Genomic DNA, 19,999 nt, shown 5'->3' with positions numbered 1-19,999 from the left:
AGCGACCGGCTTGTCCAGGACCGCCACCAGGTAATCGCACGATGGGCTGGTAAGGTCCATGCCGCCGCGAAGGAGCAAGACCATGGCCCATACCTTGAGCGCAGCCGCGCCGCTGCCCACCCACGCCGCCCCACCCGATCTGGACACCGACGCCGTGCACCAGGCCCGGCTGGAGCTGGCCGCCTGCTTCCGCGCTGCGGCGCGCCTGGGCCTGGCAGAAGGCATCTGCAACCACTTCTCGGCCCTGCTGCCGGGTCGGGACGACCTGTTCCTGGTCAACCCCTACGGCCTGGCGTTCGAGGAGATCACCGCCAGCCGCCTGCTGGTGTGCGACCTGCACGGCCACGTGCTGGCGGGGCAAGGCCAGCCCGAGGCCACCGCGTTCTACATCCATGCCCGGCTGCACCTGGCGCAGCCGCGGCTGCGCGCCGCCTTCCACACCCACATGCCCCATGCCACCGCGCTGGCCATGCTGCAGGACCCGCCGCTGCAGTTCGCGGGGCAGACGGCGCTGAAGTTCCATGGCCGCATCGCGGTGGACGAGCACTACAACGGGCTGGCACTCGACAACGCCGAGGGCGACCGCCTGGCCGCGGCCATGGGCGACGCGGACGTGCTGTTCATGCAAAACCACGGCGTGATGGTCACCGGCCCCAACATCGCCGAGGCCTGGGACGACCTGTACTACCTGGAGCGCGCGGCCGAGGTGCAGCTCAAGGCCATGTCCAGCGGCCGTCCCCTGAAGCCCATCGCCGACGACGTGGCCCGCCGCACCCATCTGCAGATGCGCGAAGGCGACCCCGCCAGCGCCCGCGCCCACCTGGCCAGCGTGATGCGGGTGCTGCGCCGCGACGGGGTGAACTTCGACCACTGACGTCGGCCGGCCGAGCCTGCGCCCCCCGGCGCAACTCGTGGCTAGTACCAATTGCGCCGCTTGACCATCCCCTACCTCGACCGGTGGGCAGGTTGGAGATTAACTTTTACATTCCCGGGCAATTAGTGACATAAAAGTCACGGCTGCCCAGCGCAGCACCGCGGCCCAACGCATCCGGCGTTTTCCGTTGTGCCCGGCAGACCGCGACCCCTGGGGAAGTTGTATGGGGAATCATTCGCAGCGCGCCGCTGGTCTCATGGGCGCGGCGCTGGGCTGCCTGCCGTGGAGGGCGTGGGGTGCGACCGAGGCTGCCAGCGTGCGCCTGGCCAGCCCCATGGGCAGCACCTGGGCCTGGGGCCTGGCCGGCGGCATGACGCTGCTGCTGGGCCTGCTGGCCGTCTACACGCTGCGCCACTACCTGTTTTCCATCAACCGGCTGTTCGGCACGCAGCGGCATCCGTACGCCAGCATCGTCAGCGCCGACTGGCCGCGCGTGACCATCTTCGTGGCCGCCCACAACGAAGAGGCGGTGATCGCCGGCTGCCTGGAGAACCTGATGGGCGTGGACTATCCGCCCGACCGCATGCTGGTGGTGCCGGTGAACGACCGCTCCAGCGACCGCACCCGCGAGATCATCGACGAGTGCGTGGCCCGGCATCCCGGCCGCATCCGCCCCTTCCACCGCACCGGCGGCAAGCCCGGCAAGGCCGCGGCGCTGAAGGACGCCACCGAGACGGTGGACACCGACTTCATCATCGTCTTCGATGCCGACTACCTGCCCTCCCGCGGGCTGATCCGCCGCCTGATGGCGCCCTTCACCGACCCCGAGGTGGGCGCGGTGATGGGCCGCGTGATCCCCGACAACGTGGGCGCCAACCTGCTGACGCGGCTGCTGGACCTGGAACGCTCCGGCGGCTACCAGGTGGACCAGCAGGCGCGCATGAACCTGGGCCTGGTGCCGCAGTACGGCGGCACGGTGGGCGGCATCCGCCTGTCGGCATTGCGCGCGGTGGGCGGCTGGCACGACGACGTGCTGGCCGAGGACACCGACCTGACCTACCGGCTGCTGCTGGGCGGCTGGCGCACCGTGTATCACAACCGCGCCGAGTGCTACGAGGAAGTGCCGCAGAACTGGGCGGTGCGGGTGCGGCAGATCAAGCGCTGGGCCAAGGGCCACAACCAGGCGATGGTGCGCCACAGCCTGGGCCTGCTGCGCTGCCGCGGCCTGTCGCTCACCGAGCGGCTGGACGGCGTGCTGCTGCTGGGCGTCTACCTGATGGCGCCGCTGCTGATGCTGGGCTGGGTGATCAGCCTGCTGATGTACTTCACCGTCACCGCCCAGGTCACCACGCCGGCGCTGCTGCTGCTGGCCTTCATGGGGCACAGCGCGCTGGGCAACTTCGCGGCCTTCTTCGAGATCGCGGCCGCGGTACACCTGGACCGCTCGCACCAGCGGGTGCGGCTGCTGGCCTTCAACTGGCTGGGCTTCCTGGTCAGCGCGGTGGCCATCTTCCGCGGCGTGCTGGAGCAGGTGCTGCTGGACCGGCTGCCCGGCAAGGGCTTCCAGTGGGACAAGACGGTGCGCTACCGCGCGCCTGCTTCACGACAGACCCCGGCCTGAACGATGACGGTGCCGATGACCTGGCTGGCGCTGTTCAGCCTGACGGCCCTGGTGCTGTTGCTGCCGATGCTGCCCGCACTGCGGGAGTGGCGGCGCCCGCGTGACGCCACGCCGCTGCACATCGATGCGCAGGACGCGCTCGACCCCGACCTGCTGGCCCGGCGCTTCGCCGACCGGCTGGCGCAGGCCCTGCGCGAGAGCGCCGACCACCTGAACGACCAGCCCCTGGTGCGGCTGGCCGAGGCCGCGCAGACCGCAGGGCCGGCCGGCCACCCCTGGCCGCTGACGGCCGACGAGCAGGCCCGCGGCCGCAGCCAGCGCCTGTGGTCGGCGGCCGGCAGCGTGCAGCTGCCGGCGCACATCGCCTTCCATGCCGAGGTGGCGGCCGACGACGACCTGCGCTCCGCCAAAGGCGCCACCTACCGCGCGCTGCTGGCCGGGCGCCAGCTGTGGCTGGCCGAAGGCAGCCAGGTGCTGCGCTGGGCCCATGGCCACGACGTGGTGGTGGCTGAAGGCGCCGCCATCCACGGCCGCTGCACCGCGCAGCAGCGCCTGACCCTGCTCGGGCAAGCCCGCTTCCAGCTGCTGCATGCGCCGCTGCTGCAGTTCGGCGCGCCGCTGCCGCCCGAGCCGGAGGTGCCGGCCGTGCTGCCGCAGCCCGATGCCACGCTGCCCATCGAATGGCATGCGGGCGCGGGCCGCGGCGTGGCCCATGCCGACCTGCGGATGCCGCCCCGCCATGGCTGGCAGGGCGACCTGGTGGGCATGGGGCAGGTGCAGCTGGGCGAAGGCTGCCATGCCCGCGGCAGCCTGAAGGCCCGTCGCACGCTGACCGCAGGCGCCGGCACCCGCATCGACGGGCATGTGATCGCCGAAGGCGCGATCGAGCTGGGCGAAGGCTGCCTGGTGCAAGGCGTCGTGGCCTCAGAGACCGCGGTGCGGCTGGGCCGCGGCTGCCGCATCGGCCTGCCGGGCCGGCCGGCCACCGTCACCGCGCCGCACATCGAGGTGGCCGAGGGCGTGGTGGTGCACGGCACCGTGTGGGCTGGCGAGCAAGGCCTGGCGCTGAGCGGCAGCCCTGGCGTGGCCTCGGCGAACCCGGTGCCGCCCCAGCCCGCCCTGTCGCCCACCCTCCCGCCCGACCTGAAGGCGGCCGCCTGATGGCCACCGCTGCCCTGCCCGGCACACGCCGCCTGCCCTGGCTGCTGGGGCTGGCGGTGCTGGCCGCCCTCGCGGCCGCCGCCACCTTCGCGCTGGCCGCCTGGTGGCGCGCTGCGCCCACCGTGCCCACCCACCTCACGCTGCTGGTGCCGGATGGCCTGTCGGACGACGACGTGCGGGTGCGCGCCTGGCGCGACGCGGCCGAAGAAACCGGCTTTCCGCTGGTGGTGCGCCCGGCTTCTTCACTGCTGCGACCGCTGGCCGGCGAGCAGGCGGCGGCCGTGATCGTGCCCGACTCGGTGCACCGCCAGATGAACGATGCGCTGGTGGAAGCCTTGCAGGCGCAGGTGGAAGCCGGCGCCGCGCTGATGCTGGTGCACGACGCCGGCATCGCCGATCTGGACGGCCACTACCACCCGGTGCAGTCGCGGCTGTCGGCCCTGGCCGGCGTGCGCTACGGCCTTTATGGCCAGATGCGCGAGCACATGCTGCGCGAGCAGGAAGCCTGGATGGACACCGTGGCCGTGCCGCTGCTGCGGCTGCCACCCGGCAAGCTGATGCGCGAGGAACTCAAGAGCCCGCTCACCTCGGCCCAGACCGCGCCCATCGACGGTGAGGAACTGGCCGTCTCCAGCTATGCCTACGGCCGCCTGCGCTACCCGGTGTTCGTCACCGAAGGTGCCTTCGCCGGCCAGCGGCTGATGCACGGCGAAGGCAGCACCGTGCTGGCCGGCGTGCGCCAGGCGGGCCGCGGCCAGGTGCTGTTCGTCAACCTGCCGCTCACCTACCTGAAGCTGCGCACCGACGGTTTCTTCATGCACAGCTTCCTGCGCTACTTCGCGCAGGAACTGGTGGGCCTGCCGCAGCTGTCGGCCATGCCCGATGCCCGCGGCGCGCTGGTGATGAACTGGCACATCGACTCGGCCCGCGCCGAGCCTGCGATGGAAAAACTGGGCGCACTGGGCGCCTTCGAGCAGGGCCCCTACTCGATGCACCTGACCGCCGGCCCCGACGTGGACGTGCCTGGCGACGGCGGCGGCATCGACCTGGCCCACAACCCGGCGATGCAGGCCTGGGTCAAGCGCTTCATCGAGCGCGGCGACGAGGTGGGCAGCCATGGCGGCTGGATCCACAACGGCTTCGGCCGCCTGGTGGAAACGCAGTCGGTGCAGGCCTCGGTCGAGCTGATCGAGCGCAACTCGGCCGTGGTGCAAAAGGCCAGCGGCCGCACTGTGCGTGAGTACTCGGCCCCCACCGGCACGCACCCGGCGTGGGTGACACCGTGGCTGCGCGAGCAAGGCATCCATGCCTACTACTTCACCGGCGACATCGGCATGCCGCCCACCCGCAGCTACCAGGACGGCCAACGCAGCCCGCCCGACATGTGGGCCTTTCCGGTGCTGAGCTACGGGCCCTATGCCGCCTTCGAGGAAGCCAGCGCCGCCGGCATTCCGCAGGACGACGTGGCCGCCTGGCTGGTGGACGTGGCCGACTACTGCGCGCAGCAGCGCACCGTGCGGCTGGTGTACTTCCACCCGCCGGGCATCGCGATCTTCCCCGATGCCTTCTCGCGCTGGCTGCGCCACACCCGCCGGCTGGTGGACACCGGCCAGCTGCGCTGGACCACCATGGCCGCCCATGCCGAGTTCGCCAACCAGCGGCTGGCGGTGGACTGGTCGGTGGAGCCTGAAGCTGGCGCCGCGCTGCGGCTGGCCGCGCAGCACCCGCGCACGCTGCGCAGCATGAGCTGGCTGCTGCCCGCCAGCCGCTATGGCCAGCCCGCGCTGCTGGCCGGTGATGCCGAGATCGTGCGTGAAGGCGCGCAGTGGCGCATCACCGCCCGCGACGTCGCCCGACTCGAACTGCGGCTGCCCCTGCTGGCGGCCGCGCACTGAGGCCCTGACCCTCCCCGCCCTCCCTCTGCCGTACCCCCTGCCGTACCCATGCTTGCGCCCACCCGCCCCGACGCCGCCCGCCCCGTGCTCATCTCGGTCGGCACCCGCCCCGAGATCATCAAGATGGCCCCGCTCTACGACGCCTTGCGCGCCGCCGGCCTGCCGGTGGCCTGGGTGCACACCGGCCAGCACGGCGACATGGCCGAAACGCTGTACGAGTTCTTCGGCATCGCGCCCGCCTACCGCGTGACGCTGGAGCGCCGCAACGGCCGCCTGGCCCACCTCAACAGCCTGCTGCTGGAGCAGCTGACCGAGGTGTTCGAGTCCGCACAGCCGCAGGCGGTGCTGGTGCATGGCGACACCACCAGCACCTGGGCTTCGGCGCAGGCCGCCTTCTACCTGGACGTGCCCATCGGCCATGTGGAAGCCGGGCTGCGCACCTTCAATGCGCGCGAGCCCTTCCCGGAAGAAAAGAACCGTGAGCTGACCGCGCGCCTGGCGCACTGGCACTTCTCGCCCACCCCCGGCGCCGCGGCCAACCTGCGGGCCGAAGGCATCGCCACGGCGCAGATCCACATGGTGGGCAACACCGCGGTGGACGCGGCACTGGGCGGCTGCGATCGCCTGGGCGCGCTGCTGGACCAAGGCCGGCCGGTGCTGCCGCCCGACATCGACGGCCTGCGCACCCAGCTGGGCGGCCGGCCGCTGGTGACGGTGACGGCCCACCGCCGCGAGAACTGGGGCGACGGCATCCGCGACGTGGCACGCGCGGTGGCGCAGCTGCTGGCGCAGCACCCCGAGCTGATGGTGGTTTGGCCGGTGCACGGCAATCCCGCGGTGGCCGACACCGTGCGCGGCGAGCTGGGCCAGCTGCCCCCGCCCCTGGCCAGCCGCCTGACGCTGTGCCCGCCGCTGGACTACCCCGCGTTGCTGTGGTGCCTGCGGCACAGCGTGCTGGCGCTCACCGATTCGGGCGGCATCCAGGAAGAAGGCGCCGCCCTCTCCACCCCGGTGCTGGTGCTGCGCAACACCACCGAGCGGCCCGAGCTGATCGAGGCCGGCGCCGGCGAACTGGTGGGCACCGACACCGCCCGCATCGTGGCCCGCGTGGGCCAGCTGCTGGCCAAGCCCGCCGCGCTGCAGCGCATGCGCGACGCGGTCAACCCCTTCGGCGACGGCCGCACCGCGGCCCGCATCGCCGAGGTGCTGCGCCAGGACCTGGCCGTGGCGGCGTGAAGATTGAGCGCCGGCCCGTTTCCGCGCCTGCAGGCGGCTGCCCGAGGGCTGGCCGCCTGCGCCCTGCTGGCCGGCCTGCTGCCCACCTGCGCCCAGACGCTGGAACCGCCGCTGGAGGACGGACCGCCGGCGCCGGAAATCGGCGCCAGCCGCATGCTGGAGGTGGCGCACACCAGCAACCGACTGACCGGCCACTATCCCGACGGCCGGGCCGAGCAGGTACGCGGCAGCTGGGCGCTGCAGGGCGGCCATGTGCTGCGCGGCGAGCTGCTGGACGAGCGGCGCTTCGGCGCCCATGGCGGCCTGGTGGCCCTCGGCTACACCCATGTGCTGTCGCCCCGCTGGAACGTCTCGGCGGCCTTCGCGGCCGGCCACGGCGGGCCCATCTGGGCGCAGCGCCGGCTCGACCTGGACGTGGGCCGGGCGTGGGGCGAGCGGCTGGCCTGGGTCACCCGGCTGGGCTGGTACGACGCGCGCTACGAAGGGGGTCGCAGCGATGGCGGCTGGCGCGTCTCGGGCGCGGCCTACTTGCCCGGCGGCTGGTCGGTCGAGCTGGGCACCGTGCTCAACACCAGCCAGCCCGGTCGCGTGCGATCGGCCATGCCCTACCTGGCGGCCACCCAGGGCGCGGAAGGCGACTACTACCTCAGCCTGCGCTGGTCGCGCGGCCGCGAGGCCTACCAGGCGGTGGGCCCGGAACGCCAGATCGCCAACTTTCCGAGCCACTCCGTCAGCCTGTCCGGGCGGCTGTGGCTGGGGCCCTTGTGGGGCATGACGGCCATGGGTGAGCAATACGTCAACGGCAGCTCCGGCGGTTACCGCCGCACCTCCCTGAGCCTGGGCCTCTTCTACCAATGGTGAACCCCCTGTCCAACGCTTCAGCGACTGACCTGCATCGCCGTGGCCACCGCGGCGGCACCATCCTGCCGCACCGTTCCATCCGCAGCCTGCGCCTGCCGCCGGGACGGGTGCTGGCGGGTGCGGCGCTGGCCGTGGCCTTCACGCTGGCGCTGTTGAAGCTGCAACCCTGGGTGGCCCAGACCTGGAGCCAGGTGCTGCTGTGGTGGATGCGCGGTCTGGCCCTGCCCGGTGAGTTCACCCCGGCCGTGGGCGGCGGCGAGCTGGCCACGCTGGCCGTACCCGCGCTGGAAGTGCGGCTGCGCGGCATGGGCGGCCTGGCCGTGCTGGCCCATGCGGTGGCGCTGGTGCTGCTGTGGTGGCTGCCGGGGCGGCTGCCCGATGCGGCGCGGCCGGCCACCTTCCTGCTGCGCTTCGTGGCGCTGACGCACGGCGCCGCGCTGCTGTATTTCGTGCTGTGGCCGGCCAGCTTCCCGCACTCGGTGCGCAGCCACGTGGGCAGCGGCCTGCGCCAGGCCTGGATGCTGATGCTGCTGACGCCCTGGCTGCACCTGGCCACCTTCTACATCTTCCCGGTGGCCTGGTGGCACCGTGTGGCGCTCACGCTGGTGACGCTGCTTTTCGTGCTGGTGCTCACGCCGCTGCAGTACGCCTGCCATGCGGCGCTGGTACACCTGCTGGGCCTGGTGGCCATGCCGGTGCTGCACCTGCTGGGCGGCGTGATGCTGCCCATCCTGGGCTTCGTGGCGCTGTACGGCTGGGGCATGAGCTGGCGGCGCCCGGCCATGGACCTCGCATGACACAGCGCCGCCGCTCCGTGCAGCCGCGCCACCCGGCGCGGCTGCGCGCGCTGGCCGCCGGCCTGGTGGCCTGGCTGGCCGCTGCCGCCACCGCACTGGCCGCCGTGCCGGTGGAAGGCGGCTGCGCCACCACGCCGCTGGTGGAGCCGGCGCTGCGCGATGCCGCGCTGCAGGCGCTGCAGCGGCTGGCAGTGCAGGCGCCCGGCCAGCCCAAGCACGGCGCGCTGCGCAACAGCCTGGCCGCCGGCCATGTGGACGGCGCCGGCCGCGCATGGCAGCAGGTCTCGGCCTACCAGGCCAACCTGGCGGTGCTGGGTGCGCTGGCGGTGGCGCCGGCGGCCACGCTGCCGCTGGCGGCCGACTGGTTGCGCTGGCAGGCACGCCATGCGGCCACCAGCGGCAGTGGCGCCGGCATCGTGTTCGACCACTGGGTGCGCGACGACCTTTCCACCGCCACCACCTGCCCGCCCGACCTGGCCCGCGGGCTGTGCCAGCACGTGGACGCCGACGACAGCACCGCCGCTTCGCTGCTGCTGGTGGCCGATGCGGTGCTGCGCCAGGGCGGCCACCCGGTGCTGGCCGAAGCGCCGGTGCGCAATGCGATGGCGCAGGCCGCCGCCGCCATCGAGCGGCTGACGCTGGGCGACGCGCTGACGCTGGCGCGCCCGCTGCACCGGGTGGTCTACACCATGGACCAGGTGGAGGTGCTGGCCGCGCGCCGCGCCTGGGGCCGGCTGCTGCGCGCGCTGTGGGGCGACGAAGCCGGCCAGCGCCGCCAGGAAGAGATGGCCGCGCGCCTGGCCAGCGCGATGCAGGACCGGCTGTGGCAGGCCGACACCGGCTGGTGGCGCGTGAGCCTGGGCACGCCGGCCAGGCCGCGGCCGCCGCGCTGGTACCCCGACACCATGGCCCAGGCCTGGCCGCTGCTGTGGGGCGTGGGCGATGCCGCGCGCAACACCGAGGCCTGGCGCCGCGCCATCGACGCCTGGCAGCAGTCCCCGCCCGACTGGAGCGCCCGCAGCGTCGACCCCGACGGCTTCTGGTGGCCGGCAGCGGCGGTGGCTGCCCGCTGCACCGGCGACGAGGCCCGCGCCCGCGCGTGGTTGGCCCGCGCCCGCAGCGCCTGGCTGGGGCCGGCGGGCTTCGCGCCGCCCTTCCACATCGGCGACCTGCTGTGGCTGCTGTGGCTGGCCGAGCCGGTGACCACCCCCCTCACCCCACCCTGACAACACACCCGAGAAGGAGGAACCATGCAACAACCACAACCCATCCGCCGCGGCCGCCTGGCACGGCTTCAACGCGGCCTGGCCCGCCTGCTGGCGCCCACGCTGCTGGCCACCGCCTGCAGCGCCGCGCTGGCCGCCCCGCCGCGCGACCGCCTGACGCTGCTGGTGCCCGATGGCGCCAGCCTCAGCAGCTGGCAGGTGCAGGTGTGGACCGACTCGGCCGCCGAAGAAGGCATCCGGCTGGACGTGATCACCGACTCGGCCTTCCTGGCCCTGGGCCGCAACAGCGCCGCCAGCATCGGCGGCCTGATCGTGCCCGACAGCGCCCACATCCGCGCCAGCGATGCGGTGGTGGCCGCCGTCAAGCAGTACGCCTACCTGGGCGGCAAGCTGATGCTGGTGTACGACGCCGGCGCGCAGACCGAAGCCGGCTTCTATCCGCTGTCGGGCCCCTCGCGCTTTTCCGACATGGTGGGCGTGAACTACGTCAACTGGGACAACGGCGCCGGTGCCACCACCATGGTGGGCTTCGGTCCCGTCGTCGGCACCAAGGCACGGCTGGACGCGCTGTCCATCCCGCCAGGCAAGTACACGCCTTATGCGCCCGTCACCAGCGTGGCCGGCGTGGCCACCGCCACCTTCGTGCCCACCACCGTCGCCGACCCGGGCGCCACCCAGGCCATGCGCGAGACGGTGCGCCGCCGCAGCCGCGCCATCGACGACGGCTCGGCCAACGTGCGCCGGCAGCGGCTGCGTGCGCTGCGCGACGTGCTGGGCATCGGCACCGAATCGTCGGCCGCCACCCGCCTGGGCACCCGCCGCGCCCAGGCCACCGCCGCCACCGCCTCCCTGAGCCTGGACCGCTGGTTCCGCGGCAACGACGACGTGGACGCAGTGCTGAGCGCCGACGGCACCGTGGCCATCGAACGCAGCGTGGGCAGCACCGCCACCGACACCTCGCTGCAGGCCATCAGCGGCTACGGCTACGGCCCGCTGGGCTACTTCCACTACGTGACCACCGGCCAGTTCCCGGGCACCGTCTACCTCTCGTCGCCCGACCACGGCGTGGTGGCCGGCAAACGCGCCTACGGCAGCGGCCAGGTGCTGTTCGTCAACATCCCGCTGGGCTACTTCAAGGCCCTGGGCACCGACAGCGCGCCGCTGCACGGCTTCCTCAGCCAGTTCGCGCGCGAGGAAGTGGGCATCGCCACGCTGTCGGCGCAGCCGCGCGGCCGCGGCGGCCTGATCTACAACTGGCACATCGACGACGGCGACGACCTGCTGGTGGACACCAAGGGCCTGCTGGACAGCACCCGCGTGCTGCGCCGCGGCCCCTTCAGCATCCACCTCACCGCCGGCCCGGACGTCATCAACTTCGGCGACGGCAACGGCATGAATCTGGATGCCAATGCGCAGTCGCAGGACCTGCTGCGCCGCGTGGGCAACGTGGGCCGCTATGCCTATTCGCTGCCGGTGAACCACGAGATCGGCTCGCACGGCGGCTGGATCCACGACTACTGGGGCACCTTCGCCAACGAGTCCAACACGCCCGACCTCACCTCGCTGCTGTCGAAGAACTTCGACGCCATCGAGAGGGTCACCGGCCGCAAGATCCGCGAGTACTCGGCCCCCACCGGCAACAACCCGGCCTGGGCGGTGCGCTGGCTGGAGCAGCGCGGCGTGGTGGCCTTCTACACCGTGGGCGACGGCGGCGCCTCGGCCGTGCGGCCCTGGCGCGATGGCGCGCGGCTGACCCAGAACCTGTGGGCCATCCCGGTCACGCCCAACGGCAAGTACGCCACCTTCGAGGAGTTCGACGAGTTCGGCATCAGCGACCAGCAGTCGGGCCAGTGGCTGATCGACCTGCAGAGCTTCGTGGTGAACCACCGCACCAACCGGATGTTCTACAACCATCCGCCCGGCGCGGCCGGCCACCTGAAGCCGATCAACGCGCTGCTCAACCGCGCCGACGGCCTGCAGGCGGCCAACCGCTTCCGCTGGTACACCATGACGCAGGTGGCCGACTTCTCGCAGCGCCGCCTGCAGACCAGCTGGAGCACCTCGTCCTTCGGCGCGCTGAGCACCATCACCGCCACCAACCCCAAGGGGTTGGCCGACGTGACCTGGCTGCTGCCCAAGAAGCGCTACACCCTGCCGCTGGTGATCTATGGCCTGGGCACCGTCAGCTGGGACAGCGACAATTGGATCGTCACCGGTGAAGGCGGCACCACGCTGAAGTTCCTGACCTACCCGCTGTGACCCGGACGCCAGCGGGGTTTTGCCGGGAATTAGTCGACCAAGACTAAAGTGACCAGCAAGCAAGGCTGTTGGTTGCGAATACGGCGAACACCCCGCTGAGCGGTCCTCGACGCCAGGCGTGACGCGCCCCCGTTGATCCTTCGCGCCCGCCACCCGCGGGCCCCGCAGGAATGTCACGACCATGGACCCATGGCGAATGCCGTCGTTGAACTGGCGCCTGCTGCATGAAGGATCGACGGTGGTACGCGCCTGCGACGTGGGCTGGTCGTCCGCCGAACGGGGGCAGCGCCAGCGGCTGCGCCGGCATGCACTGCTCAGCGCCGCCGTCGACGGCGCTGGCGCACCGCGGCCCACCGCCCTGCAGGCCGATGCGGGCGGCCTGCACTACCGCGAATCGCTGCACCTGGACCACTGGCCGGCCACGCTGCAGGCCCAGGCCCGGACCGATCGGCCGGCGCCCCGCGATGAACTGCTGACCCTGGCGCTGGCCATCGGCCGCGTGCTGCACGGGCTGGAGCGCAGCGGCATCGTGCATGGCCGCCTGGCGCCTGAGACGGTGCTGTGGCAGCCGCTGAGCGGCCAGGCCTGGCTCACCGATTTCGACCGCGGCGGCTTTCTGCGGGTGCAGGAATCTGCACAGGGCCGGCTGCGTGCCACCACCGACCTGGTGGCCCTGGGCGCCCTGCTGAGCTGGCGGCTCAGCGGGCAGCGCCACTGGTTGCAACAAGACGGCCGGCCCGCCAGCGCTGCGCAGCTGGCGCCGCTGATCGAACTGGCGCCCGACCCCTTGCTGCGGCAGGTGCTGCTGGCGCTGTGGCGCGCCGGCGGTCCGGGCGGCTACCGCAGCGCCCAGGCCTTGTGCGAAGCACTGGTGCAGGGCGCACCGCGCACGTCGCCGGCGGCGCTGGGCCGGCCGCCTTGCTGGCACCTGCCGCAGGAGCGCATCGGCCGCACGCACGAGGTCGAGCAGATGCTGCAGGCCTTCGCCGCGGTGGAACGCCCAGGCGGCCAGGCCGCCGGCAGCGCCGGCCCGCCGCTGCTGGCCATCGTCGAAGGCCGGTCAGGCATCGGCAAGACGGCGGTGACGCAGGCCGCTTGCCACACGATGCAGGACCTGGGCGCCCGTGTGGCCGCGGGCAAATTCAACCAGTACGGCAGCCAGTCACCGCTGGCACCGCTGCTGGAAGCGCTGGACGCGGCCCTGGCCGACTGCGGCCGGCTGGCCAGCTCGGCCAGGGCCGCGGTGGCCACCGCCATCGAGGCCGAGCTGGGCGCCATGGCGGGCGTGCTCAGCCCTGCGCTGCCCTGGCTGGCGCAGCTGATCGGCCCGCAGCCACCCGCGCCCGAGCTGGGCGGTGATGCCAGCCGCATCCGCTTCGAGCTGGCCTTGCGCCGGCTGGTGGTGGCGTTGTCTGCCGGTGCCGAGCCACTGGTGCTGTTCATCGACGACCTGCAATGGGCCGACCCGCGCTCGCTGGCCCTGCTCGACGGCCTGCTGAGCGAGCCGCGCATGGGCCGCTTGCTGGTGCTGGGCGCCTTTCGCAGCGAGGCCATCGACGAAGGTCATGCGCTGCACCGCTGGCTGCACCGGCTGTCGCAGCAGCCGGGCATCGACCTGCGGCGGCTGCAGATACAGCCCTGGTCGGCGGCGGACATCGCGCGGCTGCTGGCCACGGCCGAGGTGGGCCCGGACCAGCCGATCGACAGCGCTGCCGGGCTGCTGCTGCAGCAGGGCGAGGGCAACCCCTTCATGACGCTGCAGCTGCTGCGCGCGGCCGAGCAGTTCCGCGCCATCACACCCGATGCCGAAGACGGCGGCTGGCGCATCGACCTGGCGCGGCTGCAGGCCTTGTCGGCCCACCGCACACCGGCCGACCTGGTGCAGGCGCGGCTGCAGGGTCTGCCCGAGGCCACGCAGGCCACACTCAGCGATGCGGCCCACCTGGGCGCGGCCTGGTCGGTGGACAGCCTGGCCGCCGGTCGCGGCGGCTCGGTGCTGCAGGTGTGCCGCGACCTGGCACCCGCCCTGGCCGCCGGCCTGCTGCTGCCCACCGATGACGAGCCGGCCTGCGACGAGACGCTGACCATCCGCTTCCTGCACGACGCGGTGCAGCAGGCCGCCTACGAACGCGTGGACCAGGGCCGACGCGACGCTTTGCGGGTGCGGCTGGGCACCGGCCTGCTGCAGCATGCGGTGGATGAAGGCCGCTTGAACCAGTACCTGTTCACCATCGTCCAGCAGTTCAACGACGTGCAGCAGACACCGGCGGGCGGCCTGGACGCGGCCACCGCCACCCGGCTCAACGAGCGGGCCGGTCAGCTGGCCAGCGCCAAGGGCGCCACCGACGAGGCGCTGAAATACTTCCTGCGGGCGGTGCAGGCCAGCCGCATGCACCTGGGCGAAGCCACCAGCGAACACAGGCAGGCCTTGTACCGGCGCGCGGCCGAGGCGGCCTGCGCCGCGGCCCGCTTCGACGTGGCCGACGAGTTGATCGACCAGGCCGCGGCATGCCGGCCCGATGCGCTGGAATCGGCCCGGCTGGACGAGCTGCGGCTGCTGACGCTGCTGGCGCGCAACCGCCTGGCCGAGGCCCTGCAGTTGGGCCAACAGACGCTGGACGCGCTGGGCGTGCCGCTGATGACGCTGGGCGACGACACGCCCTGGCCACCGGTGCCGCACCAGGCGCCCGCCGCCGGCACCCCGGGCAGCCACCCGCGCGTGGACTGCGCCCACCGCGTGCTGGTGGCGCTGACGCCCTGCGCCTTCATCACCTCGTTCGAGATGTATGCCCGCGTCATCCGCACGATGATCGGGCTGGCGATGCAGTGGCCGGCCTCCGACTGGACGGCGCTGGCCTGGACCAACTACGGCCTGACGCTGTGCGGCATGGGGCAGCCGCCCGCGGCCTTCGACGCCGGCGAGCTGGCGCTGTCGATGCTGGGTCGCCTGCAGCATCCGCCGCTGGCCTGCAAGGTGCGGGTGCTGTGCCTGGGCTTTCTGCGGCACTGGCGGCTGCCGCTGCAGCAACAGCTGCAGCCGCTGCTGCAGGCCTATGAAGACTGCCAGGTGGCCGGCGACCAGGAGTACCTGGGCTATGCCGCCTTCCTCTACTGCGACAAGGCCTTCGGCATGGCGCCGCTGGACGAGCTGCTGGCCGGCCATGGCCTGCGCACCCGCACCGTGCAGCAGTTCGGCCACGACTTCTCGCACCACCATTGCCGCGTGTGGCTGCAGGGCCTGCGCGCGCTGCGCGGCGACCCCGAGGCCCAGCCCTTGCGCCTGGACGGCCCCGCCTTCCAGGAAGAGGAAGAGCTGGCCCGGCTGGCGCAGGCGCAGAACGCCTTCTCGCTGTTCACCGCGCACACGCTGCGGGCGCTGCTGGCCTGGCACCGGGGCGATGGCGAGGCCTGCTGGCAGGCCTGCCAGCAGGCGCTGCCGCTGGCGGCCAACGGCACCGCCACGGTGTTGTCCATCGACCTGCTGGTGCTGGCCAGCCTGAGCGCGCCGGCCGGTGCCGGCCAGGCCCACCGCGATCAACTGGCCACCTGGGCCCGGGCGGCGCCGGCCAACGTGGCGCACAAGCTGCAGCTGGTGGACGCGGTGCTGGCGGCCCGCGGTGGCCGCATGACGGAGGCGCTGGCGCTGTTCGACAGCGCGCGCGAGGGCGCGCAGGCCGGCGGCTTCCTGCGCGACCAGGTGCTGATCGAGCAGGCCTGCAGCGAAGCCTTGCTGGACACCGGCCAGCGCGATGCGACCCAGCACTGGTTCAGCCTGGCCTGGGCCAGCGGCCTGCGCTGGGGCGCGCTGGCGGTGGTGGAACGGCTGCTGGCCCGCCATGCCCAACGCATGGCCGCCCTTGAGCCGGCACCGCCGAGCAACGGCAAACCCACTGGCCGCACCATCGACCTGGCCCGCGTGAGCCACGACATGCGCACGCCGCTGGGCGGCGTGATGGGGCTCACGGCCATGCTGCTGGCCTCCAACCTGAACGAGCGCCAGCGCCGCCTGGCCATGCTCACCAAGGCCTCGGCCGAATCGCTGCTGGGCCTGGTCAACGACATCATGGACCTGGGCGAGCTGGAACACGGCCAGCTGCGGCTGCACATCGCACCGGTGCCGCTGCAGCCCCTGGTGCAGGCCCTGGTGGAGCTGTTCCAGCTGCAGCATTCATCGGGCCGGGTCGAGCTGCGGGCGCAGATCGACGAGCAGGTACCCGACAGCCTGGACACCGATGGGCAGCGCCTGCGCCAGGTGTTGACCAATCTGGTCGGCAACGCCTTCAAGTTCACGCGGCAGGGGCACATCCGCTTGCATGTCGGCCGCAGCGGCGCGACCGGCCACGATGCTGTGCGCTTCAGCGTCACAGACACCGGCACCGGCATCGCGGCCGACGAGCAGCAGCACATCTTCAAGGCCTTCTACCAATCGACCAGCGGTGCCGCGCACACCGCCAGCGCCAGCTCCGGCATGGGCCTGGCGGTGTGCAAGGGCATCGTCGAAGCGATGGGCGGGCGCATCGGCTTCGACAGCACCCTGGGCGTGGGCAGCTGCTTCTGGTTCGAGCTGCCGCTAGCCCCGCATGCCCGCCAGGGCCAGCTGGCGCATTGAGGCCTGCGCCAGCCGCCCGCCGTCAACGGCAGGTGGTGCCCACCGGCAACAGCCGCGAGATGGCGGCGATGTCGCGGATGTCGACCACGCCGTTCTGGTCGAAGTCGGCGGCCGGCACGAAGCCGGGCTGGCCGCTGCGCTTGCCCACCGAAGCGGTGGCCGCGCTCAGGTCGCCGCAGTTGAGCACCGAGTCGCCGTTGACGTCGCCGGACACATAGGCCGCCATGTCGTAGGCATACAGCTTCACGCGCGTGCCCGCGTCGGGACCTGCGGCCTGCAGCGCAACGAAGCCGCCCGTCGCCCCCTGGCGCTGGCTGATCGCGTTGCCGCCGTCACGGTTGGGCGTGACGCCGCTGTCCACTTCCTTCAGCGCGTAGTGCTGGTTGCTGCCACCCCGGCCCGAGAACAGGAACATCTTCATCTCGCCGCTGCCGGCGTCGATGGGCGTGTGGAACCACACCGCCTGGTCCAGCGCGCGCTCGGCGATCTGCGAGCCCTCGGCCCCGTTGGTCTGCCGGGTGATGAGCGAATGCTGCCCGCCCGCCACGGTGCCGGTGGCGCCGTTGCCGCGGAACACCACGTGCGGGTACACGTTGGTGCCGTGGATGTAGGCCAGCATCGTATGGCCCTCTTGCGCGGCGTAGGGGCCGGCGGCGGGGCTCCTGGCAGCCTCGAACATGAACTTCAGGTTGTCCTGCGCCAGCGCGGGCTCGGTCTCGGGGGCGTTGGCATTGCGCAGCGGCCACAGCGTGTCGCCCCGCAGCACCACCGGCGTGCGCGACAGCGATTCCGGCACGGCCGGCGCGGTGGTGGCCGGCTTGGTGCGGTTGGTCAGCGCAAAGCCCTTGCTCTCGCCACCGTCCTGGAAACTGGACTCCGCCGACACCACCATGTAGGTGCGCCCCGGCTCGATGCGCTTGACCACGCGCCAGGCCTTTTCGGTGGTGGCGTCCTTCGCGAAGCGCAGGCCGGCCGGTCCGGTGATCGGATCCTGCGACTTCAGCACCAGCGTCTGCCGGCCGTGCCTGGGCACTGCCTTCAGTTCGGTGGCACCGGTGGCACGGGCCAGGCCGTCACCGCCGTAATAGGTCTTGTACTGCTTGAACCTGGTCACGCCATCGCTGAAGCGGACCTCGGCATACGACAGCGGCGCCTCCAGGGTGTTGCCCTCCGGGAACCACGAGACCGCCATCTGGCCGAAGCTCAGCACGAAGGTGGCCGTGTTCTCCACACCCACGGCCTTGTAGGCCGGTGCCGGGTCGGCCCCACGCGCGGTCACCGTCACATGGCAGGGCTTGCCCGGAATCACCGCGCAGTCCGCCGGGCTGTACTGGATGCGCTCGACCGCAAAGCCCGCCGGCAGCACCACGTTGTCGGCGTTGAAGCTCACGTTCTTGGTGCCGGCCGGCACGGCGATGTCGATCATCGCCTGCGCGTTCCTGCCGCCCCAGGTGCGGACCTTGAAGGTCTCGCCGCCGTACCGGAAGCTGGCCGTCACGCCGTTGGTGGGCAGGCCGGCATCGGCCAGGTACTGCTCGGGGTTGGCGGCTGCCCAGAAGGCCTCCTTGGGCTGGCCGACGGCCGACCAGGGGTAGCCGTTGGTGTGGTAGCCCGGATCGGTCATGCCCCACCAGGTGACACGGTGCACGCCGCCCTTGAACTCGGGGTGGCGGCCGGCCGAACCCGCCGCGTATTCCTTGAGCAGGCTGAAGAGCTTGGCGTACTGCACGCCCTGCTCCAGGAACAGCTCGTTCATCTCGGGGCCGTTCTGGATGCGCTGGCCCTTGTCCAGGCCCAGCGTCGGCGCCAGGTCCAGCTCGGTCAGGTCGACGTTGGCGCCGGTTTCCAGATAGGTGCGGATGGTGCGCTCGAAGGCGTCCATGTTCAGCCGCATGTCCCAGTGGCCCTGCGTGCCGATCACGTCCACCAGCGGGCGCGGCTGGCCCCTGGCATCCAGCAGCTGGCGCGCCCGGCCGGCGGCCACGTCGGCCGCGTAACGCTCGTTGAACTCCTTGACCATGGACGCGATGGCCGTGGCCTTGGAGGCGCGCTCGTTGTCGTTGAAGTCGTTGTAGTTCAGGATGGCCGTGGTGTTCTGCCGCGCGAAGAAGAACGCGTCATACATGTAGTCCCAGCTCTTGCCGCCCTTGGCATAGGCCTGCGCCCAGCGCGAGGGCCGCTCCTCGGGGCTATAGCCCGAGCGCAGCGCGCTGCGCCAGTCGTGCGGGTTGTCGGGGTTGTCCTTGAAGGCCTCGTTCACCACGTCCCAGGCGTAGGTCTTCTGCGGCTCCTTGTCGAAGTGGCCGGCCACGGTGCGGATGTAGTACTCCAGGTTCGACCGCGCCATCGCGTAGTCCCACGGGGTTTCCCAGCCGCCATTGGGCGTGAGCACGTTGGGCGCGGGCCACTGGCCCGACTGGTTGTGCCACAGCAGCGTGTGGCCGGTCACCTTCACGCCGCGGGCATTGGCGGCGGCGATGTCGACATTGATGCCGTTGCTGAAGTTGGTGAGGAAGCTGGGGCTGGGGTTGCTGCTGCCACCGTTCCAGAAGTCGGGCTTCATCGCGTTGCTGGGTGTCACCGCGTTGAAGTGCTTGAGCGTCATCGCCGCCACCGAGTTTTCGCCCGGCACCACGCCGGCCGCGAAGTTGGAGGCGCTGAGGTTGGTGCTGCCGATGAAGAAGTGGTTCTTGTACACGTCCTTGAGCGCCGGCCAGTCGGCCGGGTTGGCGGGCCGCTCGGCCGCCAGTGCACCGCCGGCCGCCGCGAACAGGGCGGGCATCGCCAGGCACACACGCTTGATGTCGAAACTGCTGAACATCATGAGGTCCTTGGGGTCATGTGACGAGGAAGGGGCTTCAGCGCGCGCGGGCTTGCAGCCGGCGGCAGCGCCAGCAGGCCCACCGCGAACATCGCGATGCTGGCCGGCTCGGGCACAGCGGTGACCAGGTTGCGCGTCTCCACGCTGATGTCCGCGCCGCTGCCATCCACCAGCGCCACATCGGTGAACTTGAAGTTGGCCAGGCCCGCCTGCTTGACGTCGAACGAGAAGGTGGCCAGCTGGCCGCTGCCGGTGACACCGGGCACCTGCCCGATCAGCGTGCCCAGGGTGTAGGTGACGCTGCCGGCATCGTTGTCGAAGACGCCGGCACGGAAGAAGGTGTCGCCGCCCTGGCGCAGCAAGGCGCCTTCGGTGCCGGCGGTCAGCTTCAGCAGCGCCGGGTCGAAGCTCAGCGAAAAGCCGTAGGCGAACAGGTCCACCACGTCGCGGGCCTGCACGGTGAGCTCGAAGCCGGTGGCCGTGCTGGCCGCCGACATCTCGAGCACGGGCACCGCGTGCGCGGTCGACAGCAGCGACAGCGCCAGCGCGCAGGCGCCCGCGGCACGGGCCGCGATGGGTGCAGATTTCTTCATCTTTGTCTCCTCCTGGTGGGCTTGCGCCCGGTTGAACGACATGGGC

Annotated in this window: 12 protein-coding genes; 10 read left to right on the top strand and 2 right to left on the bottom strand. The window is 71.9% G+C overall.

Features of this window, described 5'->3' with window-relative positions:
• Window positions 1-82: 82 nt before the first annotated feature.
• From MW290_RS11855 to MW290_RS11810, 10 genes are all read left to right on the top strand, one after another.
• Complete coding sequence (locus MW290_RS11855) at window positions 83-874, top strand: aldolase (RefSeq protein WP_250194856.1); 792 nt, start codon at window positions 83-85, stop codon at window positions 872-874.
• Between the two features lie 223 nt (window positions 875-1,097).
• Entirely contained in the window at window positions 1,098-2,495 is a 1,398-nt protein-coding gene (locus MW290_RS11850) for a glycosyltransferase family 2 protein (protein ID WP_250194855.1), read from the top strand.
• A 3-nt stretch (window positions 2,496-2,498) separates the two neighbouring features.
• Window positions 2,499-3,656 (top strand): polymer-forming cytoskeletal protein, encoded by a 1,158-nt coding sequence (locus MW290_RS11845; RefSeq protein WP_250194854.1) that lies wholly within the window; start codon window positions 2,499-2,501, stop codon window positions 3,654-3,656.
• Window positions 3,656-5,551, top strand: coding sequence for a polysaccharide deacetylase family protein (locus tag MW290_RS11840; RefSeq protein WP_250194853.1), 1,896 nt, complete (start codon window positions 3,656-3,658; stop codon window positions 5,549-5,551). The genes MW290_RS11845 and MW290_RS11840 overlap by 1 nt, the downstream gene beginning before the upstream one ends.
• Before the next feature lie 48 nt (window positions 5,552-5,599).
• The gene (wecB, locus tag MW290_RS11835; RefSeq protein ID WP_250194852.1) at window positions 5,600-6,787 is read left to right on the top strand and encodes a non-hydrolyzing UDP-N-acetylglucosamine 2-epimerase; all 1,188 of its coding nucleotides are present in this window, start codon (window positions 5,600-5,602) and stop codon (window positions 6,785-6,787) included.
• Between the two features lie 3 nt (window positions 6,788-6,790).
• Complete coding sequence (locus tag MW290_RS11830) at window positions 6,791-7,648, top strand: YaiO family outer membrane beta-barrel protein (protein ID WP_250194851.1); 858 nt, start codon at window positions 6,791-6,793, stop codon at window positions 7,646-7,648.
• The gene (locus tag MW290_RS11825) at window positions 7,645-8,445 is read left to right on the top strand and encodes a hypothetical protein (RefSeq protein ID WP_250194850.1); all 801 of its coding nucleotides are present in this window, start codon (window positions 7,645-7,647) and stop codon (window positions 8,443-8,445) included. The genes MW290_RS11830 and MW290_RS11825 overlap by 4 nt, the downstream gene beginning before the upstream one ends.
• Complete coding sequence (locus tag MW290_RS11820; RefSeq protein WP_250194849.1) at window positions 8,442-9,671, top strand: hypothetical protein; 1,230 nt, start codon at window positions 8,442-8,444, stop codon at window positions 9,669-9,671. Before MW290_RS11825 ends, MW290_RS11820 begins: the two co-directional genes overlap by 4 nt.
• A gap of 24 nt (window positions 9,672-9,695) precedes the next feature.
• The gene (locus MW290_RS11815; protein ID WP_250194848.1) at window positions 9,696-11,930 is read left to right on the top strand and encodes a polysaccharide deacetylase family protein; all 2,235 of its coding nucleotides are present in this window, start codon (window positions 9,696-9,698) and stop codon (window positions 11,928-11,930) included.
• Between the two features lie 196 nt (window positions 11,931-12,126).
• Window positions 12,127-16,539, top strand: a complete 4,413-nt coding sequence (locus MW290_RS11810) for an ATP-binding protein (RefSeq protein WP_250194847.1) — start codon at window positions 12,127-12,129, stop codon at window positions 16,537-16,539.
• 22 nt (window positions 16,540-16,561) lie between these two features.
• Here the strand turns inward: MW290_RS11810 and MW290_RS11805 are convergent, their stop codons facing one another.
• Window positions 16,562-19,360: an endo-1,4-beta-xylanase gene (locus tag MW290_RS11805; RefSeq protein WP_250194846.1), complete on the bottom strand. Its 2,799-nt coding sequence runs from the start codon at window positions 19,358-19,360 to the stop codon at window positions 16,562-16,564.
• On the bottom strand, window positions 19,360-19,953 hold the full coding sequence (locus tag MW290_RS11800; RefSeq protein WP_250194845.1) for a cohesin domain-containing protein: 594 nt from the start codon (window positions 19,951-19,953) through the stop codon (window positions 19,360-19,362). The genes MW290_RS11805 and MW290_RS11800 overlap by 1 nt, the downstream gene beginning before the upstream one ends.
• Window positions 19,954-19,999: the final 46 nt, after the last annotated feature.

It is taken from the genome of Aquincola tertiaricarbonis, from assembly GCF_023573145.1.
GTDB lineage: Bacteria > Pseudomonadota > Gammaproteobacteria > Burkholderiales > Burkholderiaceae_C > Aquincola > Aquincola tertiaricarbonis_B.
The sequence above is the reverse complement of the archived record's forward strand: the minus strand, read 5'-3'. Positions and strand labels throughout refer to the sequence as shown.